16 protein-coding genes are annotated in these 21,060 nt (G+C 52.4%); 5 read left to right on the top strand and 11 right to left on the bottom strand.

Going from position 1 to position 21,060, the window contains the following annotated elements:
• Positions 1 to 362 precede the first annotated feature (362 nt).
• Positions 363 to 533 carry a hypothetical protein gene (locus K6R05_RS07850; protein WP_222925357.1) on the top strand — a complete coding sequence of 57 codons (171 nt, stop codon included), beginning with the start codon at positions 363 to 365 and terminating at the stop codon, positions 531 to 533.
• A 289-nt stretch (positions 534 to 822) separates the two neighbouring features.
• Here the strand turns inward: K6R05_RS07850 and K6R05_RS07845 are convergent, their stop codons facing one another.
• The 11 genes from K6R05_RS07845 to K6R05_RS07795 form a co-directional block, all read right to left on the bottom strand.
• Positions 823 to 1,899 (bottom strand): acyltransferase family protein, encoded by a 1,077-nt coding sequence (locus K6R05_RS07845; protein ID WP_161736967.1) that lies wholly within the window; start codon positions 1,897 to 1,899, stop codon positions 823 to 825.
• A gap of 463 nt (positions 1,900 to 2,362) precedes the next feature.
• Positions 2,363 to 3,115: an L-cystine ABC transporter ATP-binding protein TcyN gene (tcyN, locus tag K6R05_RS07840; protein WP_161736968.1), complete on the bottom strand. Its 753-nt coding sequence runs from the start codon at positions 3,113 to 3,115 to the stop codon at positions 2,363 to 2,365.
• Complete coding sequence (tcyL, locus tag K6R05_RS07835; RefSeq protein ID WP_013358251.1) at positions 3,112 to 3,780, bottom strand: cystine ABC transporter permease; 669 nt, start codon at positions 3,778 to 3,780, stop codon at positions 3,112 to 3,114. The genes tcyN and tcyL overlap by 4 nt, the downstream gene beginning before the upstream one ends.
• Positions 3,780 to 4,580, bottom strand: coding sequence for a cystine ABC transporter substrate-binding protein (tcyJ, locus tag K6R05_RS07830; protein WP_031593429.1), 801 nt, complete (start codon positions 4,578 to 4,580; stop codon positions 3,780 to 3,782). Before tcyJ ends, tcyL begins: the two co-directional genes overlap by 1 nt.
• A 113-nt stretch (positions 4,581 to 4,693) precedes the next feature.
• Positions 4,694 to 5,680: a D-cysteine desulfhydrase gene (locus K6R05_RS07825; RefSeq protein ID WP_161736969.1), complete on the bottom strand. Its 987-nt coding sequence runs from the start codon at positions 5,678 to 5,680 to the stop codon at positions 4,694 to 4,696.
• A gap of 202 nt (positions 5,681 to 5,882) precedes the next feature.
• The gene (gene fliZ, locus K6R05_RS07820; protein WP_222925356.1) at positions 5,883 to 6,386 is read right to left on the bottom strand and encodes a flagella biosynthesis regulatory protein FliZ; all 504 of its coding nucleotides are present in this window, start codon (positions 6,384 to 6,386) and stop codon (positions 5,883 to 5,885) included.
• Positions 6,387 to 6,436: 50 nt separating this feature from the next.
• Positions 6,437 to 7,159 carry an RNA polymerase sigma factor FliA gene (locus K6R05_RS07815; RefSeq protein ID WP_003854529.1) on the bottom strand — a complete coding sequence of 241 codons (723 nt, stop codon included), beginning with the start codon at positions 7,157 to 7,159 and terminating at the stop codon, positions 6,437 to 6,439.
• A 142-nt stretch (positions 7,160 to 7,301) separates the two neighbouring features.
• A complete protein-coding gene (locus tag K6R05_RS07810) occupies positions 7,302 to 8,270 on the bottom strand; it encodes an HNH endonuclease signature motif containing protein (protein WP_161736513.1) in 969 nt (322 codons plus the stop codon).
• Between the two features lie 170 nt (positions 8,271 to 8,440).
• Positions 8,441 to 11,839 (bottom strand): glycosyltransferase family 2 protein, encoded by a 3,399-nt coding sequence (locus K6R05_RS07805; protein ID WP_222925355.1) that lies wholly within the window; start codon positions 11,837 to 11,839, stop codon positions 8,441 to 8,443.
• Positions 11,840 to 11,955: 116 nt separating this feature from the next.
• Complete coding sequence (locus tag K6R05_RS07800) at positions 11,956 to 15,477, bottom strand: glycosyltransferase (RefSeq protein ID WP_222925354.1); 3,522 nt, start codon at positions 15,475 to 15,477, stop codon at positions 11,956 to 11,958.
• A gap of 208 nt (positions 15,478 to 15,685) precedes the next feature.
• On the bottom strand, positions 15,686 to 16,891 hold the full coding sequence (locus tag K6R05_RS07795) for a FliC/FljB family flagellin (RefSeq protein ID WP_222925353.1): 1,206 nt from the start codon (positions 16,889 to 16,891) through the stop codon (positions 15,686 to 15,688).
• Between the two features lie 336 nt (positions 16,892 to 17,227).
• Here K6R05_RS07795 and fliD point away from each other — a divergent pair, with 336 nt between their 5' ends.
• The 4 genes from fliD to amyA all read left to right on the top strand — a co-directional run bounded on the left by fliD (position 17,228) and on the right by amyA (position 21,011).
• Entirely contained in the window at positions 17,228 to 18,643 is a 1,416-nt protein-coding gene (gene fliD, locus K6R05_RS07790; RefSeq protein ID WP_222925352.1) for a flagellar filament capping protein FliD, read from the top strand.
• A gap of 11 nt (positions 18,644 to 18,654) precedes the next feature.
• On the top strand, positions 18,655 to 19,062 hold the full coding sequence (gene fliS, locus K6R05_RS07785; RefSeq protein ID WP_110330520.1) for a flagellar export chaperone FliS: 408 nt from the start codon (positions 18,655 to 18,657) through the stop codon (positions 19,060 to 19,062).
• Positions 19,062 to 19,427 (top strand): flagella biosynthesis regulatory protein FliT, encoded by a 366-nt coding sequence (gene fliT, locus K6R05_RS07780; protein ID WP_161736517.1) that lies wholly within the window; start codon positions 19,062 to 19,064, stop codon positions 19,425 to 19,427. Before fliS ends, fliT begins: the two co-directional genes overlap by 1 nt.
• Positions 19,428 to 19,529: 102 nt before the next feature.
• Positions 19,530 to 21,011: an alpha-amylase gene (gene amyA / locus K6R05_RS07775; protein ID WP_222925351.1), complete on the top strand. Its 1,482-nt coding sequence runs from the start codon at positions 19,530 to 19,532 to the stop codon at positions 21,009 to 21,011.
• Positions 21,012 to 21,060 lie beyond the last annotated feature (49 nt).

Genomic DNA, 21,060 nt, shown 5'->3' with positions numbered 1-21,060 from the left:
GGCTCTGAGAGGGGTTTCGTTCGCCTGGCGGATGCATGCGCTAAAGCTGGGGTGGTTCGCTGCGCGAACGGGCTCTGAGAAGGGTTTCGTTCGCCTGAGCAGTTGGGCAGTTTCAGTATCGCCTCTGCAGGCGACCGACAAGGGGCGCCAGTCGCCGCGCCCCTTGCCCCCCGGCTCCGGCCTGCTTCACCGCCGCTTCGCGGTCCCTTCGCTTCTTCCGGATTTCTCACGGACCACCGGGACGCGCCATCCCTGGCGCGAACCCGCCTCTTCGCGACATCCCTGTCGCTCGTCCTGAAATCCCTCATCCGCTCAGCGGTTCAGATGGCCTCCCTGACCCCTCGCTGTTATTTCTTCTTTCTGTGTTGGTTACTTTATCGCTTTACGTTTCCGGGATTGGCTTTGGCTTTGGCTTTGGCTTTGGCTTTGGCTTTGGCTTTGGCTTTGGCTTTGGCTTTGGCTTTGGCTTTGGCTTTGGCTTTGGCTTTTCAGGTCAGCAGACAATACAGCACCAGAGAAAACAAAAGAGATAACAGGCGGGGGTTTGCCAGAGGCATCCGAAGCGCTGAGGAACAACCGGAGGCCAGGATGAGCCGACAGGACGTCGGCGAAAGGACGGTTCGCTGGCCGCAGGGCGTGACGAAGGTACCCCGCAGAGCGGGGCGCGCAGGCTGCCGGACGCCGGGATTGTTAAGGGGCGGGCATCCGCCCCTTAACGCGTCCGCCTGCACAGGCAACCTGAAACTCCCCATCACCTGGCGGGCGAAATCTTCTCAGTGCCCGCCCGCTGCACAGCGTCCTCTTCCCACTGCAAAGCGCCCCTCACCCGCCGCCAGGCACCCTCTTCATCAGCGTCGGAAACACAAACAGCGACTGCCCCACCCCGCGATTGGTCAGCGACCAGATCGCCACTGAACAGACCGAACAGAGACCCACGATGGCCACCGGATAGAAACAGGCCCAAAGAAACGAAAACCATGCCTGCTCGAACAGATGATGCCGCTGCGCGAACAGAATCGCGGACATCCCAAAGAACTCGATGAAAATACGGTGAATGACGTAAATCTGCAGCGTATTGCGGCCCACCCAGTTGAGATAGCGCATGCTGAAATGCTGATTCAGCCAACGGCATGCAGCAATACTGAACAACACCGCCAGCACACACAGGAACAGACTCTTATCCAGACCGAATATCACATGAATACCGGCGACCGCAGCAAGTAGCGCCCAGGGCATCAGATTCTCTCGCCGCCATTCACTCAGGCGCAGCATGGTCTGGCTCCAGAACGCACCTAACAGGAAGAACAGGAAATATTGCGCCAGACTCTGCGGACCCCAGAACGGGATCACTTTTTCGACCGCCAGATAATTCAGCAGAATCGCCACCGCCACCAGGGCCAGCTTATATTGGCGAAAAACTTTGGCACAGAGGAAATAGAGTCCCAGCCCGTAGAGATACCACGAGGTACTCATGGCCATAAAGGTCAGCTTGAGAAATTCAAACAGCGAACCGGCATAGGCGGCATTCAGATTCTGCGAAATCCGCTGGCCGGTAATTTCAGTTGAGATGCCAATGATGGACCACCACTGAATAAATCCCCACAGAATATAGAGATAAAAGAGATTAGTGATGCGACTGGTAAACACCTGTTTCCAGGGCCGGTTAATAATGCCATTGGTCGCCAGCAATCCTGACACAAAGAAAAAGGCGGGCATACGCAGCGGCGACAGGACCGTATTAAACTGTATCCATATTTCGGCGGGGATCCATCCGGCAGTGAGGTATTTCATCGTCCCTTCAAAACCCGGTAATACCGTGTGATACAGGACCACCAGCAATATGCAGGCGCCCTTAAGGGTATCTACCCACAGGATCTGGTCTGACTTAGTCTGGCTCATTCAATGACTCCTGCTATGTAGGTCAGAATGCTGGAAAGTAAAAGCGAGGAAATTAGTATTGCTTTTATGATTATCCAGCGATTATTCGCCATTGAGCCGATGATGAATGTAGCGAAACTCTTAAAAGCCGCCGGGTGGCCCTGATGCCACAGTTATTTACTCTGCAGAACGTTTCCTTACACTTATTAATCAACATGCAAATACGCTAATTATCAGCGCCACAGCCAGGATAAATGATAATAATGTTTCATATTGCAGGGAATATAAATAAGAGAAAGCGGTATCGGGAAAAACCATTAAATATCCGATGAAAGGAAAAGATTTGTCAGATGTGGCAAAAGGTTTAACAGCTGAATAATGGGTTGTGCTATTACGGCACGCATTATGCTGACAGCCGCCCGTTATCGTTAAAAAGTGAGGCCATTGAGTCGGTTAAAACTGCCTTCCCGGGAAGGCAGTGAGGTTACTGACTGAGAAACTTATCGAGGAACTGACGGGTACGCGGCTGCTGAGGATTACTGAACAACGCTTTCGCCTCGCCCTGCTCCACAATGCGCCCCTGATCCATAAAAATAGCGCGGTCAGCGACGTCGCGGGCAAAGCTCATCTCATGTGTCACAATGACCATGGTGCGTTTCTCTTCGGCCAGCGCGCGAATAGTGCTGAGCACTTCACCCACCAGCTCCGGATCCAGCGCCGAGGTCGGTTCATCAAACAGGATCACTTCAGGTCGCATTGCCAGCGCACGCGCAATCGCCACGCGCTGTTGCTGTCCACCCGACAGACGACGCGGATAGCTCTCCTCTTTACCATGCAGACCGACCTTCTCCAGCAGCGTACGGGCGCGGGCTACCGCATCCGCTTTCGGTTCGCCTTTAACGATGACCGGTCCTTCAATGATATTCTCCATCACCGAACGGTGCGGAAACAGATTGAAGTTCTGGAAGACAAACCCGACCTGCTGACGCAGACGACGCACCTGCTCTTTCTGCTTACTTTGTGCCAGCGCCGCATCTACGATGATCTCTCCAACGCGGATGGTGCCGCTGTCCGGCACTTCCAGCAGGTTGATACTGCGCAGCAGCGTGGTTTTACCCGAGCCGCTGGGACCGATAATTGCCACCACTTCACCGGCGGCCACATCAAGGTCAATGTCGTGCAGCACCCTCTGGCCGTTAAACGATTTCACCAGCTTTCTGACTTCGATGGCGCTCATTTCGACTCCGAATCCTGACGATTAACATGCTGTTCCAGCCGGTTCTGCAGCGCAGATAACACCGTTGCCATCACCCAGTAAATCAGCGAGGCGGCCAGATACATGGTGAAGACTTCCAGCGTACGTGAGGTGATCAGCTGCGCCTGACGGAACAGTTCCGGCACCTGAATGGTCGCCGCCAGCGAGGTATCCTTCACCAGGCTGATAAAGCTGTTGCCCAGCGGAGGCAGCGCGGTGCGGGCCGCCTGCGGCAGGATCACCCGGCGCAGGGTCTGCCAGCGGGTCATACCGATACTCGCCGCCGCTTCCCACTGTCCGCGTTCAATCGATGCAATCGCGCCGCGCAGTGACTCTGAAGCATACGCGGCGGTATTCAGGGAAAGACCAATCATCGCGGAGGGGATTGGATCAAGCTCGATGCCAAACTGCGGCAGGCCGTAGTAGATCATAAACAGCTGGGCGATCAGCGGCGTGCCACGGAAAATCGAGACATAGATCCGCGCCAGCCAGCGAACCGGCCAGAAGCGCGACAGACGCATCAGCGCCAGAATAAAGCCCAGCAGCAGACCAAAGAACATGCCGCCGATGCTGAGCTGCAGCGTGAACAGCGCGCCTTTTAATAAAAAAGGTGCTGAATCCAGCACCAGTTGAAGACTTTCCTGCATTATTTCGTCACGTCCGCGCCAAACCATTTCTGAGACAGCTTGCTCAGCGAGCCATCTTTCTGCATGTCAGCAATCGCCTGGTCAATCGCTTTCAGCAGATCGTCGTTGCCTTTACGCACTGCCACGCCCGATTCCTGACGTGAGAAGGCATCACCCGCAACCGCCATGGTATCGCCGGTTTTCTTGACCAGATCCAGCGCAGCCAGACGGTCAACCAGAATGGCATTCAGACGCCCAGAGCGCAGATCCTGATATTTTGTCGGGTCATCATCATAGGTACGGATGTCCACACCCTTCACGTTCTCACGCAGCCACTGTTCATAGTTGGTGCCCAGACCCACGCCCACTTTCTTGCCCGCCAGGTCGGCTGGTTTAGTGATGGTGTTCGCATTGGCTTTCATCGTCAGCGCCTGAATACCGGAGACCGTGTATGGCGTGGAGAAGTCATACTTCTTCTTACGCTCATCAGAGATGGTGACCTGGTTGATGACGACATCAATACGCTTCGCGTCGAGTGAGGCCAGCATGCCGTCCCACTTGGTCGGTTTCAGGCTCGCCTTAACGCCCATGTGCTGCGCCAGCTGTTCCGCGAACTCCACTTCAAAGCCGGTCAGCTTGCCCTTTTCATCCTGGAAACTGAATGGCGGATAGGTGCCTTCCAGCCCCACCAGCAGCGTACCGCGTTCTTTAATTTTGTTCAGCAGGTTTTCGGCTGCAAAGGTTTTAACGTTGACGCCTGCGATCAGCGCCACAGCCATGACGCCCATCACCATCTGACGACCTGCACGAGAAAAGGACATATTCACCCCATTATTGACAGTATTGTGTGTGTGTTCTTATAAGGGCAGCACCGCGAGCTGCTGCCAGTCCAGAATGATAACGCACGGAGTATAAACTGTTTTATTCGCTTGTCTCAGACCGAAGGATGATAAGCAAATAACGCCGGTGCGCCGCCCGTATGAATAAACAGCAACGGGCCTTCACGACGGAAACGATTCTGGCTGATGCCATCCAGCAATCCGGCCATCGCCTTGCCGGTATACACCGGGTCGAGCAGAATGCCTTCCAGCTGCGCCAGCAGTTTCACCGCCGCCATGCCTTCATCATTCGGCTCGCCGTAGCGCGGCGCAAAATAGTCATCCCACAGCGTGATCGGTGCCTTAGCCTCCACTTCCAGCGTCTCTGCCAGCGACTGACGCAGCCGCTCAACCAGCGGCAACTGCGCGTCGACCTGGCGTGAAACGGTGACGCCGACCAGCTCAGTTTCCGGCAGCAGATGCTCCAGACCTACCGCCAGTCCTGCATGGGTGCCGGCACTGCCCGAGGCGACAACCACGGCGGCGAAATCGACTACGCCTTCGCTCTGATGGGCGATCTCCTGCGCGCACTCTACATAGCCTAGTGCACCCAGCGCATTTGAGCCGCCGACCGGCACGATGTAAGGGCGGAATCCCTGGGCTTCCAGACGCGTGGCCTCTTCAGCCAGCTGTTCAGTGGGGTTGTGCAACGCATCCACCCTAATCACTTCCGCGTCCATCAGGTCCAGTAACAGACGGTTACCGTTGCTCAGGTAGTTTTCAGCATGGGTGCCAATCGGGTTTTCCAGCAGCGCCACACACTTCAGGCCAAGCCGGGCCGCGACGGCCGCCGTCTGACGCACATGATTAGACTGGATTGCGCCCGCGGTCAGCAGCACGTCTGCACCTTCGCGCAGCGCATCGGCTGCCAGGAATTCGAGTTTGCGCAGCTTATTGCCGCCCATCGCCACTGGTGTGAAGTCATCACGTTTGATGAAAATATCGCGACCCAGATAGTCGGAAAGCCGTGGCAGATGTTCTAACGGCGTCGGTGCGCCAAGCAGTTCAAGACGCGGGAATTGATGTAACAGATGTAAAGACAATGCTGCCTCCGGTCGGGCATGAAAATTATCCTTACAGTGTTGCAGAAGATGCGCAAAGGATCACCCTGATTCCGGTGTCCGCAGATGTGGTAATAGAGGTGAGAAGAAAGAAGCGCCGTGCTCCCCCTTCCCTTTTCCCTGGCGGGCAGGTAAGGGAGAACGTGCGGCAGGCACGCGGGGGAGCAATCGGTGCAGAACAGGCTTACGCCTGCTGCCAGCCTAAAAACTGATCGTACTTGCGCAGCGCAATACGGTAATTGTTATTACCGGCATCGGGCAGATCGCTTTCCAGACACTGATGCCAGCTATTTCCTTTAAGCCTGTCGGCCGGGAAATTTTTGGCTTTTAGCATCTCATCCAGTCGACGCAGACGCACCACATATTCACGAATCGTGCTAGGGCTCATCTCTGTCTGTTCAAACAAATATTGTTTAAACGCCATAATGTCGAAGTAATTAGGATGGGTATTACAAAAAATATCACTACAAAAACGACAAAGCGCGGTCAGTTCGGGCTGAAGTTTCAGCCACAGCTGCTCATCAATCATCTGGTCCATCCGTGCGATGGCCTCTTTATTGATGATCTGGCCACGAAAAACGAGCGCCATTCGATCTAATATCTTGCCACAGTGTGAACAGTTGCTCTGGCTGTGCTTATAGTCTTTAAGATAACGACTTAACGGTCTGGCCTTGGTCTTGGCTCCCATTACTGAGTCCCCGGTTTCTTATAATTTTGAATCGCCAGGAACTGATACTGCTAGCGCGCTCCCGCAAGTCGGGCCCGCAGGCGTTTAATCGCCTGACTGTGCAGCTGGCTGACACGGGATTCACCCACATCAAGTACCGCACCAATCTCTTTCAGGTTCAGTTCTTCCTGGTAGTACAGTGTCAGCACCATCTTTTCACGATCGGGTAACGCTTCGATCGCTTCAATGACGCGCTCACGCAGACTCCCTTCAAGCAACTGGTGAAGCGGATTAGCCTCTTCATGGCCTTCCGTCACCAGTTCCGCGCTGTCGCCGTGCTCTTCCCGATACTCGTCGTAGGAGAAAAGTTGACTATTGTTGGTGTCCAGCAGGATCTGCCGGTACTCCTCCATGGAAACATTCAGCTGCTGCGCCACTTCCTGCTCGGAAGCAGAACGCCCCAGCGACTGTTCCACTCTGTGCATTGCGCCCGCCACTTCACGTGCGTTACGACGCACGCTGCGTGGTGCCCAGTCCCGACTGCGAAGCTCGTCGAGCATTGCGCCACGAATACGCTGCACGGCGTAGGTGGTAAAAGCTGTGCCCTGGAGCGCGTCGTAACGCTCTACGGCATTTAACAGCCCTATCCCACCCGCCTGCAGCAAGTCGTCAAGCTCAACGCTGGCCGGCAGGCGAACCTGCAGACGCAACGCTTCATGGCGCACCAGCGGCACGTAGCGCTGCCAGAGCGAATGCTTGTCCATCACGCCTTCGGCGGTATAGAAATCGTTCACGTTGACTACCCTGCGTTAATGAAGTTATCGGCATGATTATCCAATTCTGTAGCGTTTTCGATTGGCTGAATAGGCGGGGTAAAACGAGGCTATTTGATTTTTGTTAAGTCAGCGTGCAGTTATTTCTGCACGCCTCCTGGAATTAACGACGGGCGCGCAGCCGTTGCCGCGTTGCGGGCGGCACCGCGGCCCACAAACTGCAGATACGCCCCTCCAGCTCCTGATACCAGGGCGCAATGTGCTGCCGCGCCTCCTCGCCGGGATGCACCTGAATCGCGCCTGATTCAGCATCAATGCTAATCAGTCGGTTAATAAATAGCCGCTGCAGATCGCTGCGTAAAAACAGGCCGTTATCGATGCTGTTGTCCGCCAGGACGCCATCATCGCCTTCCTGCGTGTCGATATGGCAGGCTTCCACCCACGGCCAGTTGTGCCGTTCGGTCAGCTCGGTGCCGGTCATCACGCAGGCACCGTAGCGGGCTTTGACACCGGCGCTGAATTCCGCCTGGCTGGCACGCTGCAGCACCCGTGCTTTGACGCGACGGCCGACTTCAGTACCCGGCATCACCGCTGCAGGGACCTTGTGCTGCGGCGTACTGAGCACCACGATGAACTGAATACGCTGCGACTGCGGAAAACAGGGGTCCGCCTGCGGATTAAAGAGCTGCCAGTAGATGTCCTCATCATCCTGATGCATCAGCACCAGTTTATAGCCGCGACTGTTTAACAGATTCTGTGCCGTGGCCGATTGTGGATCGATCATTGCGAAGACCTGACTGCTGCCCATCACTTTCCACAGATTGTCGCGCTTCTCGTTGTCGCTGCGACGAAAATAGAGGAATGAGAGATTCTGCTTAAGGTAGTGCTCAAAGCGGCGCAGATAATTTTTACGCTCGTTGTCATGGGAGATGAACAGCAGATCTTCCAGCGGACTGTTGCTCTCTTCGCGTGCGAACACCGCACGGATTTTCAGCGTGCGCAGGCCGGTAGACGGGCTAAGCAAGGCGCGCGCCGTCAGCTCTTTATCATCAGGATATTGCAGCGCATAACGCCGGGCGATCTCCTCGAAGGTCAGCCGCTCGCCCGGTAACAGGTCATAATTGAAGCGCATAGACACTCCACAAAGTTAAAATCAAAAAATGATGTTGTTCTGTGAGGAGTTATCGGCAGGCTGGAGGGGAACTGTAACGGAAGGGATGATCGTCATTATCTGGCTGAGTGTGCCAGGCTGTGGAAATCCATGCACCGAATGGGTACGTATACGTACCCATCTTCCCGGTATCAGCGATCTTTACGGGCAAGCCATACCGGCAGTTCTCCCGACTGGTAAATCCAGCGTCTGTTAACTTCCTGATAGAGGTTTTCACCGAGGCTTTGCATTAAAAGCGGATTGCGGATCATTTTGTTAATCATAAATCGCCACTGCGACGTTTTATTTTTAATACGCTCAACGCTCATTATCTCTTTATAAGCATCGTGATCGCTGGCCAGCACCGGGTAACCGCAGGCACCTAACTGCGCGATAACACGATGCCCTTCCGCCTGGTTGAGTAACGAATCTGAGAGAGGTGCAAGCGCAAGGTTTAAATTTAAGGACTGAAACAACGGCGCAAGCCTGTTTTGCGGCACTTTGCGATGATATTCATGGATAGAGGCTTTCCATGCTTCAGGACAGGCTCCGTAAACAATCCAGCAGACATCTTCACACATCTCCTTGATAAGCACCTCAATGTGCCGCCAGTCTTCCGGGTGCAAATCCGTCAGCACGATGCCCACTCTGGGCTTTGCGTCATTTTCGGCTGAACGATAATCAGGCTGAACGAGTCCCTGCCAGTCCGTGCCGAGCTTATCCTCCTGAAGGAGCATGTTTTTGTGGCTGAAAAGTTTCAGCGCAGCGGCATTCCTGACCACCAGCATGTCCGCGCCCTGCATAATCGCATCACGATCACGCTGATGACTGTTCGTGCTAAACGACGCCCGGGTTATGTCAACAATGAAACGGGTGTCAGGGAAAAGATGCCGGTTCTGTAACAGCCGCACCTGTCTGTTGGCCATCACATCGCTCAGCACAACATACTCAGGTTTTAGTCTGTAAAGTTCACCAGCAGATAAACGATGAGTGACCAGAGTGTGTAAGCCGCTTGCGGAGTGGGTAATCGCCTGATGACGATCTTTGACACGCTGAATTTCCTCGCAGTCTTCGGGATCAGACAAAAATAGCGAATCGGATTTTAAGCCCAGCCGGGCCGCTATCAGCGCGCTATTATTTTCCCGTACAAAACGCTCACCACTCCAGGAGAGATTAGGATTCATAACAGGGTCACGGGCTAACCGGTCGATCCACTGGGCTGTAAAGAGCGCAGTGCCGGGGATAAGTTCTGCTTCTGACATGATTTCATCGCAACATACCCGTGACTGAGGAACGGCTAACATGACAGATTCTTTTTCTGACGCCCTTAACAGCAGATCGCTGACTGCCTCATGGACGGTAGTGAACTTTTCATTAAGCCCTCCTGCCTGATGGCAGGCTGCGGTTCTCAACATGATACATTCGCTGCTGAGCAGTAAATAGCGTTGCGGAACAATCTGTTCCGGGCTGTACGTCCCGTCTGCTGCGTTGAACTGATCATAGTGGCAGCGTACCGTCCCATCAATAATGCCCGGGGAGTAGAGGTGGTGACGTTTATCAGTTAAAAATGGCGCACAGGCGAGGAGTTCAGAACGCCCGCAATGGTTCAGCAATGCGTTCAGCCAGGCTTTATTATTAAAATAAACCCCACAGGAAAGATAAAGTGTAAATTCACCGCGCGCCACAGAGAGAGCATAATTCAGCGCACTGACGCTGCTGATTTTCTCATCAACGAAATAGACTCTGAAGATATCTTCATTTATTTCTGAGAGTGAAGATAGCCATGCTCTGACGCTCTCGTCTTCTGACAGATTATCGATAAAAATGATTTCATAGGCTGTATCAGTGACGGTGTCGACAAACGTCGACAGCGTCCGCTTAACCTGATCAATTTCATTGTCTACGATAAGAACGACGGTAAGCTTTTTAATTGCTGAGGTATTGTAATGTATAGCAAACACGTTCTTATTTTTTTCAACTGAAGCAGTGCTGTACCCTCTCAGCGTCAGGTGCTCTGCCAGTAAAGCCTGCGTTAACTCGTCATTATTATTGTCTGCTGATAACATCTCTAACACAGGCAGCGGGATATGCTGAATATCAGCCATCATTCGCGCATTGAGCAGTGGGAATAAAAAATCGATTTCAACCGTCCGGGGTGAAATGTCACGTGATTTAATTATCTCCATACACAATTCACGTCTGAAGAAAGCCCCCCTGGCAAAGCACTCTGGCTTCGCTAAAAAGTAATCAGGATCAAAATCGGGCAGAAAAAGTGACGAAGTCTCCCCATCCGAATCCAGCCAGATACGGTCTGTATAAAATGCCAGCGAGGTCGTGATTTTTTCGCTGAAAAGAGAGAGACTGTTGAAAATATTCGGGAAAATTCTGTCGCCAGAATGGAGGAACAGTATCCATTCATTCTGGTCTTCAGCCAGCAGTTGGCTTAACCAGCGGCTGAAGTGATTCGGTTTTGAATCCTTTTCACTCATTTCCACAGTGGCGTAGATGTTAATATCCACGCACAGCGTATGAAGTGAGGTGAGTGTAATATCAAGTGCCTGCTGCGATGAGTTGTCATCCAGAACCACCACGCTGAGGGACAGACCGCCATCCGTTTCAGCCAGAGATTTTTCAGGCACGGGATAATGGGCCAGCCAGTTTTCCGTTGAGACAAACTTCTCTTCACTTTTCTTCTCTGCAGCCGTCTGCGTTTTACTAAAAAAGTGCGTTAACTGCTGCGAGAAATTTGCTTCAAATTTTCGCATGTGGTCGCGAACGTTATAAAGCCCGGCACGCGTGCTCTCCAGTTCCGCGGGATCGTCACTAAAGCAGACACCCGCCCCACCCATATCGCGAATCGAAGCATCGGAGATGGCGAGTTTTTCATAACCCGGGGCGACCAGAGAAACCACCGGCACCCCACACAATGCAGCCAGGTTACAGGTTCCGGACCATTCAAAGGTGTACATCACCGTGGCCGACTTTAAAATTTCTGCCAGCTCTGCCAGAGGACGAGGATTTTTAACCGATATAATCGTGATATCGTCGGGTAAAGCAGTAAAATCGACTTTCTCTTCGGGTACCCGATTCAGATAGAGAAGTTTTGTCGTTTTTACTCTGCCGTCATCCGAGAACATCGCTAAATCCGGGCCTACCATCGTTAAAAAATCAACGTCAGGTTCTTTCACAATCAGCTGTGAGCTATACCAGAAAAAGAGATCCTCTTCTGTTTCATTAAGACGATTACCATTGAGCAGCGCTTCATGATTCAACATGTAGCGCACACAGACGTCAGCCTTAATCGGATTACCAGAATAAATTTCAGGATAAACAGCGATGGGGATCAGCTCCGATTTTTTATGCTGATCATAAATTTCAACATCCAGTTTAGGCGTATTCCAGGCAGGATTGGTGATATCGCTATTTACCATCCATGCATTGCCGCCATGCAGATTGATTTGATGACAGAGTTTGTGCAAAGCCTGAATACCGCCGGACGACTCCCGATAATCAGGTGAAAATATATAATAAGGATGTTTAAATTCAGACATTGCAACTCCGCCCGCCAGGTTGATGAAATCACTTAACCGTTCTGTGCTCTGCGCTGTTTCAGGCCATCTGAAATTTTGATCAGATAGCCTGAAAGGTTAACAGCTGCCGAAAGGAATCAGGGCTGCCATGCTTTTGCCCACAGCCGCAGGGTCTCACCGGTCAGCATCCAGTTACGTCGGATCTCAGCCTGCAATTCCATTCCCATTTTTGCGCTGGCATCCGGGTCAGCCAGATGCATCCGGATAGCCTCGCGCCAGTCAATGAACCGGTTATTAACACGGGTAACTGGCAGATTATCGTCCCGATAACAGGCAACGTTGCTGCAAATAACGGGCACTCCGCAGGCACCGTATTCCAGTAACCTCAAATTACTTTTACAGGCGTTAAAGATATTGTCTTCAACCGGTGCCAGCGCCAGATCGAGATTGAGCGACGCGAGCGCTGCAGGATAAAGTGTGAGATCAACGCCACTGTGTATTTCGTGCACATAAGGACGGAGTTTATCCGGACACATACCCATAAAGATCCATTCAACGTCTTTAGAAAATTCCCGGACAATGTCGAAAATCATTTCAAGATCGCCCCGATGGCTGACACCGCCAGCCCAGCCCACACGGGGTTTCTTACCCTGCTGACGCAGTGAGCGAAGGCTGCCCCAGGCCTCTGAAGGAAGGCGATTTTTCATCACAACGATATCCGGATGCATATCACGCATCGCGTCGGCCAGTGGTGCGGTAGAGACCACAAAGCGGTCAAAAAAGCTCAGGCTTTTACGTATTAATTTTGCCGTCTCCTGCTTATAAGCGTGACGGCCATGATGTTTCATGGGCAGATTGATGATGTAATCGTCCAGTTCAAACACCTTAAATACGTTGTGAAGTTTACTGACTCGCTCCATCCAGTTATGAAATGCTGGTGCATACCGGCGCTGGATAATCAGACTATCGGGGCTGAACTGCCCCATCTCACTCAATGTCAGCAGTGTCATGCCGCTTTTCCCCTGAGCAACGCCTTCCGCTATCATCGCCTCAAGCGGTTGAGTAATACGGTAATGTCCGCAACCGTAAATATCGGCATTATGCGCAAGAAAGGTGGGCAGATTTTCTGCTCTGACCGGCAGCCAGTTAACATCGTCATTTCGTAATTCGAAGTGACGACTTCGCATTGAAAGGTTTGGGTTATACGCAGGGTCACTGGCCACGACCGGCATCCATTCAGCATAAATTTTGTCTTCTTCCAGCTGTTTTAATTTACTGGACGTCTGCACGGTTTCATCCGGGAACGGGCTGGTGCGTGCTGCGGGACGATGCAGACGGGCATAAGGTGTCCAGACCGTCAGATAGCCCTGCTCCCGCGCCTTCAGGCACAGATCAACGTCAGCATATAAGCGCTTATCCTGATCAAATCCTCCCAGCTCGTCGAATACCGATTTGCGCATCAGCATCAGATCACCCGAAACGGCACTGTAGTTCTGATCGACATTCATGCGCCCCAGATAGTTGGCGTCTTTGTCGTCATTACCTCTGAAGACTTCACCCACTGCACCGTTTACCCCCAGGACGTAACCCGCATGCCTGATCTTATTGTCAGATGAGAGATGCTTTCCACCCACAGCAAAGACTTCAGGCCGTAGTCCATGATTCAGGAGATTATCGAGCCATTCACCGTCAGTGACCGCCATTTCACAATGCATGAAAAGCAGATAGTCTCCTGTAGCCTGTTCAGCGGCGAGATTAGCCATAGCACTGTGGCTGAATGCGCCGTTAAAGCTTGCCGTTTTTATACGGACAGGATCAACTTTTGCAATATCTGACAACCATTTATCCCGCTCAGTCGTCCCCTGGTTATCAGAGATGATGATCATCTCGTACTGGTGCCAGGTGGTTTTTTCCAGCACGGTCGTGACGCAACTAATCAGCGAGGCGAGATCCCAGTTAGCCAGAATGATGATTGAAACCACCGGCTTATCGGGATGGTTGTATCGTAAACGGTAATTGAAGAATTTATCTAATGCCGCCCGTCCATCCGGGTAGCCGCGATTATGCAAATGCCGCTCAATGATCGCCACATCTTCAAGGATATCTCTGCTTTTCAGATGGCCTGTTAACAACGGCTCAGCGAGGTGACCGATACCCTCAAACCCCTGAGATTCAATCAGCTTAATAATGAGATCAAACTCTGCTGAAGCGGGATAATCGGCATCCAGTCCTTCCGCCGCTAACAGCAGCTCTCGCCGGAACAACCAGTGTTGCGCCATCGTTTTGGGCGAACTGAGCAGTAAATCAAGATTAAAATCGGGCCTGAAAGCGGCACCGAGTGGTGCATTATCGATATAAAAAAATTCATCCGCATAGAGTGCTAAATAATGGTTTTGAACGAGGAGCATTTTGCTCAATGCGATCATACCGGAGGCGTGCAGAATCGTGGTCGCCTCAAGAAACATGATCCACTGGTCTTCACGTTCATGGATGATTTGATTGATGACACTGATTCGGCTCTGCTCTGTTGCGGCATAGCATTCAGCGTTCGTGTCAGGCGTTACGTCGATGGCAACGATAACCGGTTCAAACCGGATGCCCACTGTCGCTGTCTGGCCGATCGATTTCAAAAGTATATCCAGACCGGTGACGGTCTCTTCTGTAACCGTAATCACGACCAGCACGCTGACGGGATGCGTGTGCGTCGCGGCAAGATCCACCAGCATATTATGCTGCAATGGATTCAGGGTGCGTGAAGCTCTCCACGTCGCAAGCGTGTCTAAGGTAAAGTTCTTCTGCTGCTCTTCAGAAAGATTTTTAATGCCAAACAGATCAGGTCGCTCCGTGGAAGCAACGCGCGCCAGATGTGGCTCATGGTCGACATCATTAAACCAGCTTTCGTTACGGATCTTTTCATATAACGCCTCTCGCCCGTCTCTGAAAATATCGTTACTTTCACGCTGATGAGGCTGAAATTCCACATCTGAAGCACGAATGCTACACAACGGCGTGGCAAACCAGAGAAGGTGGCTGTGCCTCAATAAATGGTGAAAAATAACCAGCGCCGGAACCGCCTGTAATGCCGGATCGCCGGTGGTGAGCAGTGAATGATCGATAAGGCTGCTGGTGAGATCTTCGCGGTAAAACAGCGCGGCGGTCATTTCTCCCGGCAGACTGTACGCTTTCAGTGTCTGATTACGCAGCAAATCCTGGCCGTTGATAATGCTGTTTTCACTGTACAAAGCCGATGTTGAGATAAGCTCGGGCAGCACTTCACCCTGTGGACCTACCCGCTCCCGACGGGAGGCCGCCACACGGCACTCAGGCTGTGTCATCAGGCCTGAGACTAATGTGGAGACGCAGGCAGGTTTCAGGAGATCGGCATCTGACAGGAATTTAATATATTTTCCGCGCGCTGCGCTGACGGCAGCCTGATAAACCGGTACCGTCCCATCATCTATTTTTAAATAGCGGAGAAGATGGCCGTATCGGACAAGATAACCCTGTAGCTTCTTATGAATAAAAGGCGCGTCACTGTAATCAGCCACAATGATTTCAATCTGCGGGTAATCCTGGCTGAGCACACTGTCGAGTGCGTTTGTAAACCAGGCTGAAGCGCCGGCGGTAATGATGATGCTGACAAGATCATGTTGATGCATTTTACTCTCTCTCACTGACTCCTCTGAGTCATGACCGACTGAGAGCAGCGCACATTTTGCTTTAGCATAATCTTTGTGCCTGGGTTCAATCGGAGAAGTAAAACAGCAAAGAGGGCCTAATCTGCCAGAACGGCAACGCTGGACTATTCTCCAGCCATAAAAAAACCCCGCCGAGGCGGGGTTTTTGCGTGGATTCTGAGGGAATCGATTAGCCCTGCAGCAGAGACAGAACCTGCTGTGGAACCTGGTTAGCTTTTGCCAACACTGAGTTACCAGCCTGCTGTACGATCTGCGCTTTAGACATGTTTGAAACTTCAGTTGCGTAGTCAGCATCCTGGATACGAGACTGTGCAGCTGACAGGTTGGTCGTGGTGTTGCTCAGGTTAGTCACGGCTGAGTTCAGACGGTTCTGAATCGCACCCAGTGAAGAACGGAACTTATCCACGCTCGCAATCGCTTCATCCAGTTTAGCCAGTGGGCTTGATGATGCACCCGTAGTCAGGCTGGACAGGCTCATATTAGAGGTGTCCAGTTTGAATGCTGCGGTGCCAGCAGTGGTTGCTGTATCAGCAGACTGTGGGTCAACCGCTACGAAGAAGCTTTTCGCGCCGGCTGCGCCGCTGGCGATATCAAAGCCATTTGCCTTCAGGTTGTTGGTTTCAGCATCGCTGCCTGAAGTCACGGTGACTTTAGCAAACATTTTGCCGTTGTCATCTTTGTAGACAGTACCGGTGTCTACAGCAACACCAGAAGTGGCCACACCCAGACGGGTAGACAGGGCATTAGCAGTTGATTCAGCAACAGTTGCGCCAGTTACGTTGGTAGTAGAACCGTAAGCAGCTTTAAATTCTGTTGCGCCAGCTGCAGTTGGGGTACCAGCAGGACCGTTCACGTTGAAGCTATCCAGACCCAGGGTCTTGGAGTCGATTTTTTTCAGGTCGATAGTGATGGTTTCGCCATCGTTAGCGCCAACCTGGATGTTCATTTTTCCGTCTTTAGCCAGCACGTTCACGCCGTTGAACTGAGTCTGACCCGATACGCGGTCAATCTCGTCCAGACGTGATTTGATTTCGTCCTGGATTGAAGATTTGTCAGAATCTGAGTTAGTACCGCTTGAAGCCTGTACAGTCAGCTCACGGATACGCTGTAAGTTGTTGTTGATTTCTGACAGCGCGCCTTCAGTCGTCTGCGCAGCAGAGATACCGTCGTTGGCGTTACGAGCAGCCTGAGTCAGACCCTTGATGTTAGAGGTGAAACGGTTGGCAATCGCCTGACCAGCAGCGTCATCTTTCGCGCTGTTGATACGTAAACCAGAAGACAGACGCTCCATTGAAGTAGACAGAGCTGACTGGTTCTTGTTGATGTTGTTCTGAGTGATCAGCGAGAGGCTGTTGGTATTAATGACTTGGGCCATGATAAATTTTCCTGTTAATCAAGTCTTTCGGTTAAGGTGTGGGCTTCAACCCGCCGGCTTCAGCGCCGTCAAAGTTGTTATCGTCTGCCGTTTAACAACCTTTAGAATTTTTTTAGTACCAGGCGAATTTTTCTGCTTCAGCCTGTCACGTTTTAAGTTATCGCCACCCGTCCCGACTTCTTTAGACTTAATTCATTAATTTTCTAGTCACTGAATTACCCTTCTCTATAGTGCTTATTTACCTCATTACCCTAAGGCAAATAACGTTAAACTTTACCTATTCAAGGCCGATAACCCAGGTATCAATTTCCCTGTCGACCTTATAAAGGAATTAACATGGCCAGTATCAGTAATCTCGGTGTGGGTTCCGGCCTGCCACTCAGTACCATGCTTGACAGTCTGACCACCGCGGAAAAAGCGGCACTGACACCCATTTCAAAACAGCAGTCAGCTTATACGTCCAAACTCAGTGCCTATGCCACCCTGAAAAGTTCTCTGACAACATTCCAGACGGCCAACACCAAGCTGAACAGTGCGGACCTGTTTACCGCAACGACCGCAACCAGCAGCTCCACGGCCTTCAGTGCCACGACCTCTGGCAGCAGCACCGTCGCCGGTAAATATGCGATTAACGTTACGCAGCTGGCGCAGGCGCAGGTTCTGACCTCAGCTGTGCAGAGCAGTAGCACTACCGCACTGGGTGACAGCTCAGTCGCCAGCCGCAGCATTGCGATTACCTTAAAAGATGGTACCAGCAAAAGCGTGACGCTCTCGGCCGATCAGACCTCGCTGACCGGTATGCGTGACGCTATTAATGGCGCGAATGCGGGTATCACCGCCAGTATCATTAAGGTGTCAGACGGCAGTTTCCGACTCTCTATGAGCGCCAATAAAACCGGCAGCGACAATGCGGTGGCAACGATTGCCGTCACCGGTGACAACACGCTGCAGGGAATTGTGGGCTTTGACGCATCCGCCAGCAGCAATGTAATGACAGAAAGCGTTAAAGCGCAGAATGCTCAGCTTACGGTAAACAACGTTGCAATTGAAAACAGCAGCAACCAGATCAGTGATGCACTGGAAGGGATTACGTTAAATCTGACTGCGCAGACGGTTGGCAGTCAGACGCTGACCATTACCAAAGACACCTCAAAAGCCTCCAGCGCCATCAGTGCCTGGGTGGATGCATACAACACCTTGCTGGATCAGTTCAACACCCTGACCAAATACACCAAGGTTGATACCAATACGGATTCACAGGACTCCAGTAATGGCGCCCTGCTGGGTGACAGTACGTTACGGACGATTGAGACGCAGCTCAAGACGATGCTGACCAACGCGCAAAGCTCATCATCCTATAAATCACTGGGTCAGATTGGTGTTACTACCGATCCCACCACCGGTTCATTAAAACTGGATTCGACCAAGCTGAGTGCCGCCCTGGATAAAGATGCGGCGGGCGTGAAAGAGATGATCGTGGGTGACGGTAAAACTGGCATTACTGCGAAAATCGACAGCAAACTGACTGACTGGCTGGCATCCAAAGGGATTGTCCAGGCTGCGACTGATGGCGTCAGTAAAACACTGAATACCTTAACCGCCCTTTATAACACCACCAGCGATCGCATCGATGCGGATATTGCGCGTTATAAAACACAGTTTACCCAACTGGATATGGCTATCAGTAAACTTAACTCGACCAGTACCTATCTGACACAGCAGTTCGATACGTCAGATTCGTCTAAAAAATAACAGGAGTGTCCATGTACAGCGCTACAGGCACCAAAGCCTATGCAAAAATTGGCGTAGAAAGCGCCGTGATGAGCGCCAGCCAGCAGCAGCTGGTCGTGATGCTGTTCGACGGCGCACTGAGCGCGTTAATCCGCGCCCGCCTGTTTATGCAGGATGGCAATATCGAAGGCAAAGGCAGCTCCATCTCTAAAGCCATCAATATTATCGAAGCGGGTCTGAAAGAGGGCCTGGCTGAAAACCGTGGTGATGAGCTGGCAGACAATCTGCTGGATCTTTACAACTACATGACGCGTCGCCTGTTGCAGGCCAACCTGCACAATGATGTTGCCGCGGTCGAGGAGGTCGAAGGCCTGCTGCGCAACATCGCGGACGCGTGGAAAGAAGTGGTTCAACCTAACCTGATTCAGGACGCCGTTTAATGACTACTGCACCGCATCTGATTGCCGTTTACCAACAGTTACTCGATCTCAGCCAGGGAATGCTGCGTCATGCCGCACAGGGCGAATGGGATGAATTGATCAGCCGGGAGATGGAGTATGTCAATGCGGTGCAGGACTTAGCCCAGTCGACAGAGGCAGTATCGCCTTCATCACAGACGCAGGAGCAGTTACGTCCGGTACTGCGCCGTATTCTCGACAACGAAAGCGAAGTAAAACGCCTGCTGCAGGCGCGGATGGATGAGCTGGCCTCGCTGGTCGGTCAGAACAGCCGTCAGAAATCGGTGATGTCCGCCTATGCCAACCAGGGCGGCATTGTGATGGTACCGCGCGAAACCCTCTCCTGATCCCCTGCTCTGCTACGCCGCCAGATTTATTTTTCTGCGCGGCGTCTCTTTTCTGCCGCTTACTCCATACTTGATTTTCATCATCCCCCTGGAGTGTGGTACATGCAAAACCCAACGTTATTACAGTTTTTCCATTGGTATTACCCGGATGGCAGCAAATTGTGGCCGGAAGTCGCCGATCGCGCGGCCTGGCTCAGCGAAATTGGTATCACTATGGCATGGCTGCCACCCTGCTACAAAGGGGGGTCGGGGGGCTATTCAGTGGGTTACGACAGCTACGATCTGTTCGACCTGGGGGAATTTGATCAGAAAGGCGGCGTTGCCACCAAATATGGTGATAAAGCGCAGTTACTGGCTGCCATGGAAGCCCTGCGTAGCCACAACGTTGGGGTGCTGCTGGATGTGGTGCTGAACCACAAAATGGGCGCGGACGAGAAAGAGGCGATCAGCGTTAACCGCGTCAATCCGGACAACCGAGATGAAATTTATGATGAGGTCGTCGAATGTGAAGCCTGGACGAAATTCACCTTTCCGGCGCGGAAAGGTGAGTATTCGAAATTTGTCTGGGACCACAAATGTTTTAGCGGCGTAGACCACATCGAAAACCCGGACGAGAACGGCGTATTCAAAATCATCAACGACTACACCGCCGAAGGCTGGAACGATCAGGTCGATAACGAGCTGGGCAACTTCGACTATCTGATGGGTGCCAACATCGATTTCCGCAACAATGCGGTCAGGGAAGAGCTGAAATACTGGGCACGCTGGGTGATGGAACAGGTGCCCTGCACCGGCTTCCGTCTGGATGCGGTAAAACATATTCCGGCCTGGTTCTATAAAGAGTGGATCGATCATATTCAGGACGTCGCTGAAGAGCCGATGTTTATCGTCGCGGAGTACTGGTCGTTTGAAACCGAGAAGCTGCAGGAGTATGTGCATCAGGTGGAAGGCAAAACTATGCTGTTTGATGCGCCACTGCACATGAACTTCCATCAGGCCTCAACCGCAGGCAGCGCCTACGATATGAGCCAGATTTTTGCTAACTCGCTGGTGGTGGCGGAGCCGTGGCATGCCGTGACCATCGTGGCTAACCATGACACCCAGCCGCTGCAGTCGCTCGAAGCGCCGGTTGAGGCCTGGTTCAAACCGCTGGCCTATGCGCTGATCCTGCTGCGTGAGCAGGGCGTGCCAACCATTTTCTATCCTGACCTGTTCGGGGCGACTTATGAAGATGAGGGCGGCGACGGCGAGACGCACAAAATTGAGATGCCGGTCATTCCTGAACTGGAAGGATTAATCCGGGCGCGTCAGCAGTATGGCTGGGGCGTGCAGACCGACTATTTTGATCACCCCAACTGCGTGGCGTTCAGCCGCAGCGGCACCGAAACGCAGCCAGGCTGTGTGGTGATCATGTCGAACGGCGATGCGGGCGAGAAAAGTGTGCCGATGGGCGAAGGCTTTGCCGGTAAGGTCTGGCGCGATCATCTGGGGAACCGTGAAGAGACCATTACGGCTGACGAGCACGGTACAGCCGTCTTTGCCTGTAACGGTGGCAGCGTCAGCGTCTGGGTAGTAGCAGAATAAGTGACTGAATAAGCGTATAACCGCCCTGCCGGACGCTTTCGCGTGCTGC

Origin of the sequence: Pantoea alfalfae (assembly GCF_019880205.1) — a bacterium.
Classification (GTDB): Bacteria; Pseudomonadota; Gammaproteobacteria; order Enterobacterales; family Enterobacteriaceae; genus Pantoea; species Pantoea alfalfae.
Note: the sequence above shows the minus strand (reverse complement) of the source record. Positions and strands in the feature narration are given on the sequence as shown.